This window comes from uncultured Roseobacter sp., assembly GCF_947495025.1.
Classification (GTDB): Bacteria; Pseudomonadota; Alphaproteobacteria; order Rhodobacterales; family Rhodobacteraceae; genus Roseobacter.
Genome location: NZ_CANLXG010000002.1, coordinates 1,207,501 through 1,225,022, shown reverse-complemented (window position 1 = coordinate 1,225,022; position 17,522 = coordinate 1,207,501). Strand labels below are relative to the sequence as shown.

Below are 17,522 nucleotides of genomic sequence, written 5' to 3'. Positions count from 1 at the left end.
CACGCGCATCCTAGGTTCAGGCGCCCATCCGCCAAAGCGGGCGTTCGTTTTTGTCAGTGATCGGCAGCTCCGTCCGCACTCCCGACCTCTGCCATGACTGAAATAGAGCAGCCGCAGCGAAGGTCGGCTATGCGGGCTGCGACTGCAGCATTGGTGTCAGCGGTCGGATGTCGCCTTTGGGCCGAAACTGGCAGTCGCTGCAGTATTTCCAACCTAGAATACTGCACAGCGTCTGACGGCAGCTTCGCGCCTTTCCGGACGTAACCCGGTCGAGGCCGCTCGCAAATGCAGAATAAACTCCTCCGGTCCTGACCGCTGCTACGCAGAAGAAACAGTGGACAGTCGTCACCGGCGCAGCAACATCTCAAGCTAGGAAATCCGATTTGGGAATGCAGTTGATTTTTGCCAACAGCATAGAGAAGGCGTATGCATCGAAAGGCATTTAGGACGGAGCCCGATGGCATTGTTGCTTTACACATCTAACGAAAGAATTTCACACGGGTTCGTCAAAAACGGTATAGGCTTATGTGATTACTGCGCTGAGGTAGGCCTCCAAATATCGCAACTCTTCAGACGGCTACAGGAGTTAAAATTGCCGTTAATCCCTTTGCTCGATATCGACCGTGAGGCCCGTGATCTAAGGATCAATGGAGATTTGGTGGCGATTGGAGCGCGCGCGTTCGACGTTCTGGCCCATCTGGATGCAAATCGCGACCGGGTTGTATCAAAGGCGGAGCTTCTAGAAAACGTGTGGGGCGGTCTGGCGGTGGAGGAGGGCAACCTCTCGGTCCAGATCAGCACGCTCAGGAAAGCGCTTGGCGCTAAGGCCATCGCGGCAGTGCCGGGCGTGGGATACAAGCTCGTCATTGGCGCGACCCCGTCCGCGACCGTAACCGGCCCGGAGGTGCCAGACACGCCGTCGCTCGCCGTCCTGCCCTTCGCCAACCTCACCGGACGACCCGAGCAGGACTACCTCGTGGACGGCATCGTGACGGAATTGATCGGCGCGCTCACCAGGATCTCCGGCCTCTTCACAATCGCTGCTACGTCGAGCTTTACGTACAAGGGTCGTGCGGTGCAGCTGTCGGATGTCGGCCGCGAATTGGGGGTGCGGTATGTGCTTGAGGGCTCGATCCAGCAGGCAGGCGAGACACTGCGCATTTCGGTACAACTGGTCGAGGCTGCGACAGGCCGGTCGATCTGGTCAGAGCGGTTTACCGACGCGCTCGACGATATCTTCGATCTGCAGGATCGTCTGACCGAAAGCGTTGCCGCCGCCATTGAGCCGACCTTACGCGCGGCCGAAGCCATCCGCAGCCGCGAAAAACCGCAACAAGACCTGCGCGCCTATGATCTGTGCCTGCAAGTCGAGCCAATGCTGCTCTTCACCGCCAAGCCCGAGGACTTCAAACGCGCTTTCGCCCTATTGGATGAGGCCGTGGCCCGCGACCCGGGCTATGCCTATGCGCGCGCGCTCCGCGTTTGGGCCTACACGATGGCCGCGGGCGGGCGATACATTACCGCTGCCGATGCCGCCCATATCCTGCCTGATGCTTACGCGCTTCTCGACAGCGGCACGACAGACTCGATGGTTCTGAACCATGCGGGCCACGGCGTCGCCTATCTCGACAAAAGCGCCGAACAGGGCTTCGTCGCAATACGCAAAGCCAAGGCGCTGAACCCAAATTCTGTGTCGATTCTCGGCTCGTCGGGATGGCTCCACGCCTATGTCGGCGAATTTGAAACCGCTTTACAGGACATCGAACGTGCTCTGCGGCTCAATCCTCTCGACCCGAACACCGGCTTTGTCCGCAGCGCTTTGGGGCCGATACTGATCGGCCTGGGGCGGGTCGAGGAAGTCGTCGAGTTTCTCGAGCAATCCTATCACGAAGCGCCTACCTACGGCTCGACCCTCCACATCCTGCTCCATACCTATTGGCTTCTTGGCCGCACCGATGACGCCAAACGGATGGCAACGGAACTCCTTGCGATCATGCCGCATTACAGCGTGCGGTACAATCTTGAGACCACGCCATTCAAATACCCGCCCTTCCTACGTATGTTCGAAAAGGCAATGCGCGAGGCCGGCGTGCCGGAAGGGTAAGGTTTACAGAAGCCGGGTGGTGCCTATCTTACACGTGCGTTGCCGAGAAGTGGCTCGAGCAACGGCCAGGTGTCCGCTCAGCGTAGCAGATTATCGACGTTTCGGCGGTGCGCCTCACGGCGGGTGGTTTTGGCTATCTCCTTCTCACCATCGGCAGCGGTACGTGCCAAAAGCGAGCGCAGCATGTCGATCAGCCGCCAGACCTGTGTCTCAGTAGTATCGCGGGCCTTCTGCATCTGGTGGCCGCGGGCGTTGAGATCGGTGTTAGTGTTGAAGGTTGTCATGGTATTTGCTCCGGGGTTGGCCATAAACGTTTCGTTGAATTCAACGTGCCGAAGCGTCGATTAAACGTCCTGAAAACGATCCTTAAAATCGCTTAAAAGTTCCTAATCGCTTTGAACCCTGCAAGGCTGGGACAACGCCAGCGGAGCGCTAGAGGACTTTAGGCACCCGAATACCCTGATGCTTTCAAAAAGATCCAAAGTCAGCATGCATCAAACGGTATTGAACGACCCTTTGTCAGCAGTCCCATCGTTCATGCCAGATATGACTGAGCGATTGCAGCGAAGGTCAGCAAAGCGGGCTGCTGATGCAGGACTTGACTTCCAAGCTCAGAGTCAGCTCAGGGCCGCCCTCGCCAGTTAGATCGAGACGCGCGCCCGCTCATGCTGCGCCGCCTCTAAGGTAGGCAGCGAGCCCTCATCACCAAATGCTGCACACTGAACCAATGTCCGTTGTTAATCCGCCAAGGGTATCTTTGGTTTGCATACCCTTTAGAAAACGGCAACACACTGCCAGTACATTTGCACCCGCGAATAAAGGAAATGTCTGCACTTACAAACGAAACAAAGCGATTTCCCGCAAGAACAGTATCCTTCGCACGTCGAAAAGCCCTTCAGGACCTTTCCTTGCCTGCAAAGAAAATCAGAAAATTTTACCCGCTTTATCTTGCTGAGATCTCTCGCGAATTAACCGAAGCGAAAAACATTTTCGGTATCCGCTCACGAATGATCAAACCTGCGCTTTGGATAATTAGTGTCTTCGTGTTTACGCTTGCCATTGGGCCAGTGTCCGTTGTCGCGTCCCAGTCGGGTCTGCCAGACAATGCAGGTGTTTATCTGGTTTTCGAGTTCGGATCATCAGCGGGTCTAACAAGGGACATGTCATCGTCTGGAGCTCACGAGCTCGGGCCAATTCGCCCTCCGCTGGCACGGATGATCCTTGCATCCCAGACGGCACACGATCAGCTCCAGGCGTCTGGCTACATAATGATACCTGCCAGTGCACTGGCAGCGCTCTGTGGTGTCGAAGTCCCAAAAATCAACCAAGTTCCGAGGGCCTAACTCTCATGTTTGCATCAGTACTGTCAGCGCCAGCCCGTATCGTCTTTATTATTGCCGCCTCACTCATTCCATGTTCGATGCTCACCGCATTCGTTATTGGTGGAAGCCTGTTGATGACAGCCGTTATTTCGGGGGCTTTTCTCGGTCTGGGACTGATGATGGCACGGAGCCAGCCCAAGCTACTGGCGGTCGGCGCAGGTGTCGCTTTGATCGGCCAGGCCATTGCGTTTACCCAGGTATTTCAGGGGCATCCCTGGCAGATTGATACCCACATGCTGTACTTTGCTCTGCTTGCAATCTTGGTGATCTTGCGCAGCGTCCCAGCCGTGTTGACCGCCGCTGCAATCATAGCGGTTCATCATATTTCTATGACGATGCTGATGCCATCCTTAATCTATCCGTCAGGCGGGTTTCTTGAAAACATCGGACGCACCACATTTCATGCCGTGATTGTCGTTCTGGAAACCGCAGCTCTCGTCTTAACGGTCGTTCAGTTGCAACTGCTCAATAAAGAGATGCAGGTCAAGGCAGGTGAATTAGAGGAGAGCTTGAAACTATCTGACCAAGCACGTCATCAAGCTCAAGACGCACAGGAAGAAGCTGAATCAGCCAGACAAGAGGCAGAGACTGCTGCGCAACGTGAAGTCGAAATGGCGAAGGAAAAAGAAGAGGCCGATCGCAAGGCAGCCGAAGTGCGGGAAGCCATGATGATCGACCTTGGGAAGTCTTTCGGCACCGTTGTGGAAGCCGCTATCGACGGTCATTTTTCCAAACGAGTGGATGCGAAATTCTCTGATCGGATCCTCAACGAGCTTGCAGAGAACATCAACCGATTGTTGGGTGCCGTCGATCGGGGTCTGTCCACAACAGGTGAAGCGTTGGAACGTGTTGCCCGTGGGGATCTGACGAAGCCTATGGACGGCGACTTTCGAGGGGCGTTCGGTAATCTACAGACGAATGTCAACAATATGATGGACGGGCTCAAGTCTCTCATCGTTGATATTTCGGGCAGCGGCAACACTCTTGTTTCATCGTCGGTTGAGTTGCGCGATACTTCCGAAGCACTCTCAAAACAAGCTGAACAAAATGCAGCTTCTCTGGAAGAGACGTCAGCGGCTCTCGAGGAACTTTCTGCAAGTATCAAGCAGGTCAGCGGGAGCGTCGCAGACGCAAGCAAAAACGCACAGACAGCCCGTGACACGGCCCAGTCCAGCGAAAAAGTTGCAGTTGATGCCGCTGCCTCAATGGCAAGTATCGCTGACGCTTCAAAAGAGATCACCCGTGTGGTCGGTGTGATCGACGACATTGCTTTTCAGATTAATCTGCTTGCCTTGAATGCTGGCGTCGAAGCGGCGCGTGCGGGAGAGGCTGGCCGTGGCTTCTCTGTTGTCGCCTCCGAAGTTCGGCAACTTGCCCAAAGAGCAGCCGAAGCTTCGAAGGAAATAGCAGCCGTGATCACAAAAAGTGATGCAGCGGTTTCTGAAGGTGTTGAAAAAGTCTCCGACGCAAAGTCTTCGCTGGAAGCCATCGCTGATAGCGTTGTCAGCATCTCGAAAGGGGTTGAGGAGATATCCACCGCGATATCAGAACAGGTGAATGGCATCGGCGAAATTACAACCGCTGTAAGTCAAATTGACCAAAACACACAGAAACAGGCTGCTTCATTTGAGGAAGTCACGGCTGCAAGCGCCCTGCTCGCATCCGAGGCTGACAATTTGAAGCAATCGACGGCAAGATTCCGGACAGGCAAAGAAGCTAAAGTTGTCAAAATGGAGAGACCAGCCCCAGCTTCACAACAGTCCAAAGGTGCCGTCGCAGGTGGCGGTGGACTTGCGAGCCACGACGGTTGGGACGAATTCTGATTGCTCTGAATGCCAGGCAAATAGCTCTTAACGTTTTTATGATGTCTAACCCTTTTTGCCCGGAAAAGATGGCGGTTTCAGTTGGCGTAAATAAATGAGAGCGGCCATCGGGGCGAGTTCGCCGAAAGCCCGTTCTGTCCACATGGCAGACGTTCACGGACAAAAAAAAGGAGCTGTCAGTGTGGTTTGACGTCAATGTCCGCTCTGAGCCCATCTTGTGAATTCAGTTTTCTTGCTGCGTGCGCACGCAGCAAGAAGATTGCCGCAAGTGCCACATGTCGAGCAAGGTTCGATTGTGAAGAAAGCGACCATTCAACATATGCTATGTTTTTGCCATCAGCGCGGTGCTCAAGACAGGGCACGGAGGGAGGATCGGAGGGCGGATCATTGGTCAGAAGCGGCCGCTTTTACCGAAGCAGGTCTGGGCAATCCGGGCTCGGCTAAAACTAGCGGGCAATCTGCGAGACCTTGCCTTGCTCAACGTCGCTATCGACAGCAAATTGCGCGGCTGTGATTTGGTCAGACTTGAGGTGACCGATCTCGTAAACGGGGACCCGGTAGGGGAACGTGTTTCCGTGATCCAGAGCAAGACCAAACGACCTGTTCAGTTCGAGCTAACAGAAAATACACGTGAGACTGTGCTGGTTTGGGTCAAATCTCCTGAGATGTTCGCGGGCCGTTTCATGTTCCCTAGCCGCTTCCACGACCGGCCACACATATCGACGCGCCAGTACGGGCGGATTGTACGCGATTGGGTGACCGCGATTGGCCTAGAGCCGAGCGGTTACGGCACGCACTCGTTGCGCAGAACTAAGGCTGCGGAAATATATCGCAAAACTGGCAATCTCCGAGCCGTACAATTGCTGCTTGGCCACACAAAGGTCGACAGCACTGTTCGATATTTGGGCGTCGAACTCGAAAATGCACTGAGTATTGCAGAGCGGATCGATATTTGAGCCAACTTGGCGAACGGTCCTGCCGTTCGTCATCTCAAAGCGGCTGCCTGCCCCGTACGCGGCGTTGGTCGGCGCCGAGCCCGACCTGTGAATTCGAGTTTCTCGCTGCCTGCGCACGCAGCAACAAGATCTTTGCAATTTAGCAATGTTGAGTGCTGCGGTGCAGCCAAGAGGGCAGCCAAGAGGGCAGCCATTATTCTTTCGTTTGACAAAGCTTCAAGACGGAAAGGTCGAGTTGCGGACCAAGCTGCCAACCACAAACACAGATATGTAACTTGGTTATGGGACGCATTGGCGTCAGCGTCCAAAGGCTGCGGATATTTACCGTAAAGTTGACGATCTTCGGGTTGTCCAGCTGGCTGGTTCTTTACAGGCCCAGATCCGACAATCCAGCATGATCTACTGGCCGTGGTCCGTGAGACCAATGAAACAGCCGTTCCGACTCTGCGATTGCGACGTCATTAATCGACGCGTGACGCACGGCCATATAGCCCTCAGCGTCAAATTCCCAATTCTCGTTGCCGTGTGCGCGGAACCAATTGTTATCCGTGTCGTGGTATTCGTAACAAAAGCGCACGGCGATGCGGTTATCGCCATGCGACCAGATTTCCTTGATGAGCCGGTACCCGTTTTCTTGTGACCACTTGCGGATCAGAAAATCGCGCACCGCGTCCCGCCCGTTCAGGAATTCAGAGCGGTTGCGCCACTTTGTGTCTGGTGTGTAGGCCAGCGCCACCTTTTCAGGATCACGCGTATTCCACGCATCTTCTGCCATACGGACTTTCTTGACCGCATCGTCGTAGGAAAAGGGCGGCACAGGCATGCGGGTCATTGATGATCACCAGCAGTTATAACCAAGGTACTTGCCCGACATCTCGACCTTTACGCGGTCGCCCTTCGGGTTCTCCACCCGGGTCACCGTCATGTCAAAGTCGATGGCAGACATAATGCCGTCACCAAATTTTTCCTGGATCAGCGCCTTGAGGGTCGGCCCGTATACGCCGACAATTTCATAGAAACGATAGATGCAGGGATCCGTCGGCACCGCTTGTTCCCAAATCTTCGTGGGGCTTTCCGCCAGTACGCTTTCAGCCTCTTGTGGCAGGCCCATGACACCGACCATCAGCTTGGCCTTTTCGGGCGGGAAGGCGTTCATTCCCATGGCAGCGGAATGGGTCCAGACCGGGGACATGTCGATCTTTTCGGCGATCTCTTCCCATGTAAGCCCAGCCTGTTTCTTAGCGGACAGGATCATTGCGGTGACGTCTTCTTTGGTCATCATCTCAGTCATAGCGAGGTCTTTCATGTTGGTCTCCTCCGGTCTTAGCTATTCACCGCTTTCAGGGCGGGTCGTTTGTCTTCGGGGTCGTCTGCAGGGTCCGTCAGGTCGATCCGAACGGTTTCGGGGGCATTAGTCTGGCCTGCCTCGGTTGGCTGTCCGGCCAGTTCTTTTGAGCGTTTGCCCAAGAACTGCACCAAGTGATTGCGGATCGCGTAATAGTTCGGGTGCTCGACGATTTCGGTGCGGTTGCGTGGGCGCGGGATGGTGATTTCAACGCTTTCCGCAACGCGGGCCTTTGGTCCGTTGGTCATCAGAAGGATTCGGTCAGCTAGCAGGATCGCCTCGTCGATATCATGGGTGATCATGAAGACGGTCTGCTCCATCTGCCCCCAGATGTTCAGCAGTTCATCCTGAATGGTCCCCCGCGTGAGAGCATCAAGAGCCCCAAATGGTTCGTCCAGCAAAAGCAGCTTGGGGTGGTTGGCGAAGGCCCGCGCGATCGACACACGTTGACGCATTCCGCCTGACAATTGGCTGGGCTTGCGGTGGATCACATCCCCTTCTAGCCCGACCATCGCCAGAAACTTTGTCGCATGGTCCTCGACCTGCTTTTTTGTCCATTCAGGATGCCGGGCTTTCACGCCGAACATCACGTTTTTCAACGTGGTTAGCCACGGCAGCAGAGAGTAGTTCTGGAACACCACCCCGCGATCCAGGCTAGGGCCCTTGACCTCTTGGCCGTCCATGATCACAACACCACTGGTCGGATCGGCAAGACCCGCGAGGATGTTCATGATCGTGGACTTGCCGCACCCTGAGTGGCCAAGGATGACAACGAATTCGCCTTTCTCAACCCTGAAGGATGCGTTTTCGAACACGGTCAGCTCGCCGCCAGTTCCGTCCGGGAACCGCTGAGTGAGCTTTTCGACGCTTAGATACGGTTTCATGGGTATTCCTTTATTCGGCGTAGGTGACACGGCGTTGCAGCAGGCCGAACATGGCGTCGAGCAGCATGCCCACCACACCAATCATGAGGATCGAGAAAACGACGGAGGTCAGATCGAGGTTGTTCCATTCGTTCCACACGTAGTAGCCGATCCCAGTCCCACCGACGAGCATTTCTGCCGCCACAATCACCAGCCACGCGATGCCGATGGAAATCCGCATACCTGTCAGGATCGTTGGTGCCGCAGCGGGCAGGATCACGGTGAAAGCAGTCTTGATCGGGCCAAGTTCGTGGGTGCGCGCAACATTGACCCAGTCTTCCCGAACACCAGCCACACCAAAGGCGGTGTTGATCAGCATGGGCCAAATCGAACAAATGAAGATCACGAAGATAGCGGAAGCCTCACTGTCACCGATGATAAACAGCGCAAGCGGCATCCACGCCAGCGGCGAGATCGGGCGGAGCACCTGAATAAAAGGGTTGAAGGCCTTGTAGGCCACCTGGCTCATCCCAATCAGGAAGCCGAAGGGGATCGCGATCAAGGCGGCCAGTAAGTAACCCGTCAGAACTCGATAAATCGAATATCCGATCTGAATCCCGATACCTTTGTCATTCGGACCCGCATCATAGAATGGGTTGCTGAGCTGTTCCCACGCCTTGGCAAAAACCTGGCTGGGTGGCGGCACACCTGCTTTGGCAGAACCCGCCCCGGTCAGGCGTTCGTATTCCGTCAGTTCCTCGGCAGCCTTCTGGGCGGGAATGGCGGCCTCCCAGATCAGGAGGCCGACAACCAACATGAGAACTGATAATAATGCCGCGCGCTGGTTCAGGGAAAGGGTGCCCATGGCTTACCCTTTCCCGATTGGGAAGCTGCTAACATATTCTTCCGGGGCCGCAGGGTCGAAGGTTTTTCCCATGATCGTGTGCGATTTGTAAGTAATATCCGGCGCTTCATAGCCAAGATCTTCCATGACCTTCTTGCAGTCGGCGGCCAGGTAGACCTGTTCGGCCACGCCGCGATAATCCACGTCTCCTTCGATGTACCCCCAGCGCTTCATCTGCGTCAGGATCCATACACCCATCGAATGCCACGGGAAGGGGTCGAAATCGATCCGGTCGGGAACGCGCTGCACTTCACCCAAACCATCGGCAAAGGTGCCGGTCAGCACTTGCTCGATCACCGTAACAGGCTGGTTGAGGTAGTTTGTTGGCGCAATGGCCTCCGAGATTTCTTTTCGGTTCTCTGCCGCCGAGGCGTACTGCGTGGCGTCGATGATCGACTTGAGCAAGGCCCCGTAGGTGTTCGGCAATTCCGTCGCGAAGGACAGCGGCGCTGCAAAGGCGCAGCATGGGTGGCCTTCCCAGATTTCCTTGGTCAATACATGGATAAAGCCGATGCCTTCATAGACGGCACGCTGGTTGAACGGATCCGGTGATAGGTAACCGTCAAGGTTGCCGGCGCGCAGGTTCGCGACCATCTCGGGCGGCGGCACAACGCGGATCTGGATGTCCACATCGGGATCGAGCCCAAACTCTGCCACGTAGTAGCGCAGCAGGAAGTTGTGCATGGAATATTCGAACGGCACGCCGAAGGTGAAGCCTTTCCACTGGCTGGGATCGCGCTTATCAAGGTGTTCATTCGACAGAACGATAGCCTGACCGTTGATGTTCTCGACCGCAGGCATGATGTAGGGTTCTGCGACAGATCCAGCCCCAAGCGTCATCGCCAAAGGCATCGGCGTCAACATGTGCGACGCGTCGTATTCTCCGTTCAGAGACTTGTCGCGGGCGACGGCCCACCCGGCGGTTTTGATCACCTGGGCGTTTAGACCATAGCGTTCATAGAAACCCAAAGGCTGGGCCATGATAATCGGGGTGGCGCAAGTGATCGGCACGAAACCGATGTTCAGGTCTGTCTTCTCAGGCGGTCCAAGTTCATCGAGGATCGCGGCTTTCGCCTCATTCAGCGGAAAGACTGACGCAAGCGCGGCGGCCATCGTTGATCCGCCCATCATCCCCATGAACGACCGGCGTCCAATGTCGCTTTGGCCAAAGACCGACCTCACAATCGCGCTTTCAACAGCGCGCTCCATCATGCCTTCGGATGTGGACAGGTCGATGCTGTCTTCGGTGTCTGGCGTAGATGCGGTGCAGGTGTGGCAGCTACAATCTGCAGCGTGTCGCAGATCGGTTTTAGACGAAAAGGGATTTCCAAGTGATTTGACAGCCATGATACAACCTCTCTGCAGTTTCCATCATGTTGGCAGCGAGAAATCGACAAATGAAGGCACGCGCCAATAAAGCAAAGAAAAGATTTTTCGATTAATTTCAGTGCAATGCAGAAGATCGGTAGCCGAAAAGGTTACGATAATTCGTAATTTACGAAATTTCGTATTGCGGTTTTGTGCGTTTGCGTTCCGCATAACGGGATGCTCGGTACTGACACACCTTACGATTCTTTTCTTGCCGGGGCATTTGGTCCGACCCTTCTGATTGATCTTGGCCAAGATCTCATTCTGGCCACGACGGCAGAAGCTCAATCACTGCTTGCAGACGATCTAACGGGTACCAATTTCGCCCCGTTCATCGCCGATGGACTGGATTTGTTCGTTGTCTTCCTCACTGAGGTCGAGCACCGGGGGTGGGCAAGGACACGACGAGTGACCCTGCAAAGCGCAAAACAAAAACCCCTTAACAGCGAGATCACGGGGCGGTCGGTTCGCGACGAAGGACGCCCCCTGCTGCTGCTTCACATGCTCGACCTTGAGACCCTCGAACGCCGCGCTGCCGACACCGCTGCAGGCAAACTTTACAACGGCGGATTGCTGGAATGGCAAAGGGCGCAGAGTTTCTTTGCAGATCTCGAACGTGAAAACCAATTGATCCTCAACGCCGCTGGCGAGGGCATTTATGGGGTCAATGCTGATGGCAAGACAACCTTTGTGAACAGAGCCGCACAAGAGATGCTCGGATGGACCAACGAGGATCTTCTCGGTCATGATATCCATTCGAAGATCCACCACCATCACCTGAACGGAGAGCATTACCCTTCACATGAATGTCCGATCTACCAGTCTTTCCGATATGAACAGGTGAAACGGATCGAGGACGAGGTGTTCTGGCGCAAGGATGGCAAACCGATCCGCGTCGAATATGTCTCGACCCCGATCTATGACGGCACCCAGTTGGTCGGCGCGGTGGTGATCTTTCGCGACATAACAGAACGCTGGGAGAGCGAACGGAAATTGCGCGAAGCGATGGATCAGGTCGCGGCCCTCCGCGATCAGCTCGAAGAGGAAAACGCGTACCTTCAGGAAGCTATCAACATCGAACGCGCTCATCACGACATTATCGGGCGCTCTGAGGCGATACAGGGGATCATCAAACAGATTGAGCTTGTAGGACCGACGGACACAAACGTCCTGATCCGGGGCGAAAGCGGCGTTGGTAAGTCTCTTGTGGCGTCCGCTGTTCATGATGAAAGCAGCCGCAAGCGCCGCCCCATGATCCATCTTAAGGCTGGGGCCGTGAATCCCGAGAATATCGAAAGCGAGTTGTTCGGGCAGGTTCGCGGGGCTTTCGCCGGTGCGCTGAAAGATCGGCCAGGCAAACTGGAACTGGCGCATGGTGGAACCTTGTTCATTGATGAGGTCGCGGACATTCCCTGGGAAGTTCAAGGGCACCTTCTTGATGCCCTTCAGAAACGTGAGGTTGTCCGCTTAGGGGATGACCGTGCCCGTAGCCTTGACCTGCGCATCATCGCATCAACGACCCGAGACATTGACCGCGAGGTACAGGCGGGCCGCTTGAGACAAGACTTGATGCTGCACCTTGGTGTATTTCCCATTTTCTGTCCGCCGTTGCGGGATCGTCCCGAAGACATTCCAATACTGACAGCACACCTTCTGCGCATCGCTTGCAAACGGCTCGGGCGCAAGTTGCCAATCGTAACAGAAGGCGCAATGCGCAGGCTGCAAGATTACCACTGGCCCGGGAACGTGCGCGAACTCGCAAACGTGATTGAACGCGGTGCCATTGTTTCGCAATCCAACAAGTTACAAGTAGAGATCCAGAGTCAAGTTGTACCGGGTGCTATGCCGACTGCCGCGTTGCTAACGGAAGCTGATGTAGAACAATTCCGCAGAGCCAACATCATTGCCTGTATGAAAGAAGCAAACGGCCGGGTTGCTGGGAAAGACGGTGCGGCAGCACTGCTTAGGATCAAACCTACCACGCTCTATTCGCGGCTAAAAAAACTTGGTCTGAGTGAGACGGATTGGTAAAAGATCGACCGCTCATTCACTCATTCAATTAAAGGACTACAGGTGGAGAGCTTGTTTCAGGCGTGGACGAATCCAACATCTGTGAACGACCGATCTCGCGACATTTGCTACGCAGCGCCGATAGCGTTGCTACACTGCGAACCAATTCTGCATCAGCAATAGCTGCAGTTGCACAAGTCAGCTTTGTCCGCAGTCTGTGAATTCGTCCTACCCAAATTTTGCAGTCGTGGCGAATGCCCGGTCTGAAGGCGCACGGCAGAAACGGTAACAGTGGCCGCGTGAACGATATGGACCGTGGCAGGCGAGGCGTTGCTGACCTCTTAATCAACCCCGGCTTCAGCCGCCTTTGATCTGCGTTCTTCGATGAAATAGCGGCCCTCTTCCCGCGCGGCTTCAAGCATAGCAGCACCGATAAGCGCATCAGGAAGTACTATGCTCTGCTGGCCAGTTGTGCGTTGGGCATCGGATGGCACACTGGCGGCCACAGAAGACGCGGTGGTGCGGCTGCCAATAAATCGTGGCGGTTCCACGGGAGTCTGGGCAGGCGCCGAGCTGGCCATCCAAGTAACCAACAGGCTGAGAATCAGATATCTTGTAGCTGTCATGGCATGGGCTTCCGAAAGATCAGCGTGGAGACTAGCATATTTCTGCGAAATAGGCTGCGGTTGGGTGGATCATGATTAACTAACCCTTCAACCGCCCTCTGCGACTTTGGAATGCCACCCCATTGACCGGTGTTTGCGCCGGGGAAGCTGCGCTACAGCGGTTGATTGCGAGGTCAATGGCAGGATTTGGCCGTCTGAGCATTTTCTCCAATGGCGTGAGCGTTGCGGTTCCGCCACACGCTTCGATCTTATCCGCGTGCTTCCACAGTGCTTCCACGGCTTGTATTGCCAAAAACAAAAAGCGCCCCGTAGGGCGCTAATGCATTGTAACACTTATGTATATTTGGTTGCGGGAGTAGGATTTGAACCTACGACCTTCAGGTTATGAGCCTGACGAGCTACCGGGCTGCTCCATCCCGCGCCAATTGCGCTGCCTCAGTTCAGTTCAGATATGAGGCGCATCGAAAGAGAGATACGAAACAGAGGTTTTACTAGGTTTGGCGATGACCTACTCTCCCACGCCTTAAGACGCAGTACCATCGGCGCTACAGCACTTAACTGCCAGGTTCGGGATGGGGCTGGGTGTTTTGCTTGCGCTATGATCACCAAACCATGAAAAACCTCTGTCCAAGTCACGTACGACTGTGTGTTGTGTATGCTTTTGAAACCTATAGAAAATCTCTCTTCTACTGGATCAAATCAAGCCTATCGGGCAATTAGTACCAGTCAACTGAACACATTGCTGTGCTTACATCTCTGGCCTATCGACGAGGTGGTCTACCTCGGCCCTCAGGGATACCTTGTTTTGAGGGGGGCTTCCCGCTTAGATGCCTTCAGCGGTTATCCTTTCCGATCATAGCTACCCTGCACTGCTGCTGGCGCAACAACAGGTCCACCAGTGGATCGTTCACCCCGGTCCTCTCGTACTAGGGGCAACTCCTCTCAAGTATCCTACACCCACGGAAGATAGGGACCGAACTGTCTCACGACGTTCTAAACCCAGCTCACGTACCTCTTTAAACGGCGAACAGCCGTACCCTTGGGACCTGCTCCAGCCCCAGGATGAGATGAGCCGACATCGAGGTGCCAAACACTGCCGTCGATATGGACTCTTGGGCAGTATCAGCCTGTTATCCCCGGCGTACCTTTTATCCGTTGAGCGATGGCCCTCCCACTTGGGACCACCGGATCACTATGGCCGTCTTTCGACTCTGCTCGACTTGTCAGTCTCGCAGTCAGGCTGGCTTCTGCCATTGCACTCAACGAGCGATTTCCGACCGCTCTGAGCCAACCTTCGCGCGCCTCCGTTACGCTTTAGGAGGCGACCGCCCCAGTCAAACTACCCACCACACAGGGTCCCGGATCCGGATAACGGACCGCGGTTAGACATCAAGCAGAACAAGGGTGGTATCTCAAGGGAGGCTCCACGCAAACTGGCGTTCACGCTTCAAAGCCCACCACCTATCCTGCACATGTTCGGCCTAATGCCAGTGTGAAGTTGTAGTAAAGGTGCACGGGGTCTTTCCGTCTAACCGCGGGAAACCTGCATCTTGACAGGTAATTCAATTTCGCTGAGTCGATGTTGGAGACAGCGGGGAAGTCGTTACGCCATTCGTGCAGGTCGGAACTTACCCGACAAGGAATTTCGCTACCTTAGGACCGTTATAGTTACGGCCGCCGTTTACCTGGGCTTCAATTCAGAGCTCTCACCCCTCCTTTTAACCTTCAGGCACCGGGCAGGCGTCAGACCCTATACGTCGTCTTGCGACTTCGCAGAGCCCTGTGTTTTTAATAAACAGTCGCCACCCCCTGGTTTGTGCCCCCAGCCAATACTTGCGTAGAAACTGGGCCTCCTTCTCGCGAACTTACGGAGGTATTTTGCCGAGTTCCTTCAACATCGTTCTCTCAAGCGCCTTGGTATTCTCTACCAGTCCACCTGTGTCGGTTTAGGGTACGATCTTATGATGGAGCTATTTCCAGGAACCCCTAAGCGGCCCATCCAATCCAATAAGGATGAACAACCTTCGGGATCCGTCACTTCCATCTGGCCCAGGAATATTAACCTGGTTCCCATCGACTACGCCTTTCGGCCTCGCCTTAGGGGTCGGCTTACCCTGCTCAGATTAGCTTTAAGCAGGAACCCTTGGACTTTCGGCGAGAGTGTCTCTCACACTCTTTGTCGCTACTCATGTCATCATTCTCACTAGTGATCTCTCCACCGGATCGCTCACGCGCCGGCTTCACAGAAAACTCCGCGTCTCCAATTTCCCCGAAGGGATCAAGGAGACATGGAATTATGTCACACTACGCTCTGCTACCATGCAATAAATGCATCCTAAGCTTCGGCTCATGGCTTGAGCCCCGTTACATCTTCGCCGCAGGACAACTTATTTAGACCAGTGAGCTGTTACGCTATCTTTAAAGGATGGCTGCTTCTAAGCCAACCTCCTGGTTGTTTTGGTCGTCCCACCTGCTTTCCCACTTAGCCATGAATTAGGGGCCTTAGCTGTAGGTCAGGGTTGTTTCCCTCTCCACGACGGACGTTAGCATTCGCCGTGTGTCTGCCATCTAGTACTCCTCGGTATTCGGAGTTTGGTTAGGATCAGTAAGCCTGTGGGGCCCCATTACCCATCCAGTGCTCTACCCCCGAGGGTATTCGGATGACGCTCTACCTAAATAGATTTCGCAGAGAACCAGCTATCTCCGAGTTTGATTGGCCTTTCACCCCTAGGCACAGCTCATCCCGATCCTTTTCAACGGATGTGGGTTCGGTCCTCCAGTAAGTGTTACCTTACCTTCAACCTGGCCATGCCTAGATCACTCGGTTTCGGGTCTGATCCCACGAACTCAACGCCCTATTAAGACTCGCTTTCGCTACGCCTACACCTAACGGCTTAAGCTTGCTCGTGAGACCAAGTCGATGACCCATTATACAAAAGGTACGCCGTCACAAGACTGGAGATCAATTTGGACTGTTTCAGAAACCGATTGTATATCGTATCGCCAGCGTTTCACTGCCGGGGTTGATATCCTCGATGTCTGCATTGGACTTGTGATCGATGGCAAGTGAAATACTACTCGTATCGGTCAGTCTGTAACCGATCCCGAGGAGTGTTCTGAACTGAACGTTGCCGCCCAGCTCGCTGCCACCGGACCCCGCATCGTAGTAGCCGGGCATAAAACTGCCTTCTACATACCAGGGGCCAGTCCCTATCGACCATTCTGCGTGGACACCAATTCCGAGGAAGATGTCGCCATCTCCGTCGATCTGCCCGGCTGCTGCAAACGAATAATCAGCTTTGGCACCGTCGTAAAACGGATCAGCATGATATTCTATTACAACCGCGCCGGTCGTAGTGTCAGTTTGGTCGAAAACATCATCAACGCCCAGTCCGACGACGAAATCGCCGGCTGTTGCGGTTGATGCTGTCAGTGCGAAAGTCAGTACAGAAGCTAAATATCTCATAGCTTCCAATGACATCCAAATTGAACTCCAGTCAAGCTCCGACTGATTGTAGGCGTTCGGTTTCAGGTACTGTTTCACTCCCCTCGTCGGGGTGCTTTTCACCTTTCCCTCACGGTACTGGTTCACTATCGGTCAGTAAGGAGTACTTAGCCTTCGAAGGTGGTCCTCCGATCTTCAGACAGAATTTCACGTGTTCCGCCCTACTTAATACGTCCAATCATGCTTCTCATACGGGACTATCACCCACTCTGGTTGCGCATTCCAACGCATTCTGACCACACTCATGGCTCGGCTGGTCCCCGTTCGCTCGCCGCTACTAGGGGAGTATCAATTGATTTCCTTTCCTCCGGGTACTTAGATGTTTCAGTTCCCCGGGTTTGCTCTTATAAACCTATGTATTCAGTCTATAAGTACCTGTTTTACCGCATTATTAGCTGCTCCGAAGAGCAATAATAACACAGTATCAGGTGGGTTGCCCCATTCAGAAATCCATGGATCAAAGCTTATTCTCAGCTCCCCATGGCTTATCGCAGAGTATCACGTCTTTCATCGCCTCTTACTGCCAAGGCATTCACCAAACGCCCTTCTCGCGCTTGATTTGATCCAGAAAAAGAAAGACTTGCGTCAATCGCGGCCGCACAGCTGGTAACTAAATGCGTCCTTTATTCCGGAACA

The 17,522-nt window shown here is 54.5% G+C and carries 11 protein-coding genes, 1 tRNA gene and 2 rRNA genes; 4 read left to right on the top strand and 10 right to left on the bottom strand.

The genetic code is table 11. The annotated features are described in order from the left end of the window. The first annotated feature begins 592 nt into the window (after positions 1-592). On the top strand, positions 593-2,104 hold the full coding sequence (locus Q0792_RS14145; RefSeq protein WP_298841750.1) for a winged helix-turn-helix domain-containing protein: 1,512 nt from the start codon (positions 593-595) through the stop codon (positions 2,102-2,104). 77 nt (positions 2,105-2,181) lie between these two features. Here the strand turns inward: Q0792_RS14145 and Q0792_RS14140 are convergent, their stop codons facing one another. Beyond that, positions 2,182-2,388 carry a hypothetical protein gene (locus Q0792_RS14140; RefSeq protein ID WP_298841747.1) on the bottom strand — a complete coding sequence of 69 codons (207 nt, stop codon included), beginning with the start codon at positions 2,386-2,388 and terminating at the stop codon, positions 2,182-2,184. A gap of 1,064 nt (positions 2,389-3,452) precedes the next feature. On the opposite strand from Q0792_RS14140, the gene Q0792_RS14135 reads away from it, so the two are divergent. Both Q0792_RS14135 and Q0792_RS14130 read left to right on the top strand, forming a co-directional pair. After that, positions 3,453-5,309 carry a methyl-accepting chemotaxis protein gene (locus tag Q0792_RS14135; protein ID WP_298841744.1) on the top strand — a complete coding sequence of 619 codons (1,857 nt, stop codon included), beginning with the start codon at positions 3,453-3,455 and terminating at the stop codon, positions 5,307-5,309. A 371-nt stretch (positions 5,310-5,680) separates the two neighbouring features. Continuing rightward, positions 5,681-6,265 carry a tyrosine-type recombinase/integrase gene (locus tag Q0792_RS14130; protein ID WP_367276777.1) on the top strand — a complete coding sequence of 195 codons (585 nt, stop codon included), beginning with the start codon at positions 5,681-5,683 and terminating at the stop codon, positions 6,263-6,265. Between the two features lie 367 nt (positions 6,266-6,632). On the opposite strand, the gene Q0792_RS14125 is transcribed toward Q0792_RS14130, so the two are convergent. From Q0792_RS14125 to Q0792_RS14105, 5 genes are read right to left on the bottom strand one after another with little or no spacing between them, the layout of a single operon-like run. After that, positions 6,633-7,097 carry a nuclear transport factor 2 family protein gene (locus Q0792_RS14125; protein WP_298841741.1) on the bottom strand — a complete coding sequence of 155 codons (465 nt, stop codon included), beginning with the start codon at positions 7,095-7,097 and terminating at the stop codon, positions 6,633-6,635. A 6-nt stretch (positions 7,098-7,103) separates the two neighbouring features. Beyond that, the gene (gene cynS, locus Q0792_RS14120; protein ID WP_298841738.1) at positions 7,104-7,571 is read right to left on the bottom strand and encodes a cyanase; all 468 of its coding nucleotides are present in this window, start codon (positions 7,569-7,571) and stop codon (positions 7,104-7,106) included. A gap of 17 nt (positions 7,572-7,588) precedes the next feature. Then, a complete protein-coding gene (locus tag Q0792_RS14115) occupies positions 7,589-8,494 on the bottom strand; it encodes an ABC transporter ATP-binding protein (protein ID WP_298841735.1) in 906 nt (301 codons plus the stop codon). Between the two features lie 10 nt (positions 8,495-8,504). Beyond that, entirely contained in the window at positions 8,505-9,338 is an 834-nt protein-coding gene (ntrB, locus tag Q0792_RS14110) for a nitrate ABC transporter permease (protein WP_298841732.1), read from the bottom strand. 3 nt (positions 9,339-9,341) lie between these two features. After that, on the bottom strand, positions 9,342-10,724 hold the full coding sequence (locus Q0792_RS14105) for a CmpA/NrtA family ABC transporter substrate-binding protein (RefSeq protein ID WP_298841729.1): 1,383 nt from the start codon (positions 10,722-10,724) through the stop codon (positions 9,342-9,344). A 198-nt stretch (positions 10,725-10,922) separates the two neighbouring features. On the opposite strand from Q0792_RS14105, the gene Q0792_RS14100 reads away from it, so the two are divergent. Next, positions 10,923-12,776, top strand: coding sequence for a sigma 54-interacting transcriptional regulator (locus Q0792_RS14100; protein ID WP_298841724.1), 1,854 nt, complete (start codon positions 10,923-10,925; stop codon positions 12,774-12,776). A gap of 320 nt (positions 12,777-13,096) precedes the next feature. On the opposite strand, the gene Q0792_RS14095 is transcribed toward Q0792_RS14100, so the two are convergent. The 4 genes from Q0792_RS14095 to Q0792_RS14080 form a co-directional block, all read right to left on the bottom strand. Next, the gene (locus Q0792_RS14095) at positions 13,097-13,381 is read right to left on the bottom strand and encodes a hypothetical protein (RefSeq protein ID WP_298841721.1); all 285 of its coding nucleotides are present in this window, start codon (positions 13,379-13,381) and stop codon (positions 13,097-13,099) included. Between the two features lie 344 nt (positions 13,382-13,725). Beyond that, positions 13,726-13,802: transfer RNA gene (locus Q0792_RS14090), tRNA-Met, on the bottom strand. A gap of 74 nt (positions 13,803-13,876) precedes the next feature. Next, a 5S ribosomal RNA gene (gene rrf, locus Q0792_RS14085) occupies positions 13,877-13,991 on the bottom strand. A gap of 85 nt (positions 13,992-14,076) precedes the next feature. Next, positions 14,077-17,446: ribosomal RNA gene (locus Q0792_RS14080) — 23S ribosomal RNA — on the bottom strand. Between the last annotated feature and the right edge of the window lie 76 nt (positions 17,447-17,522).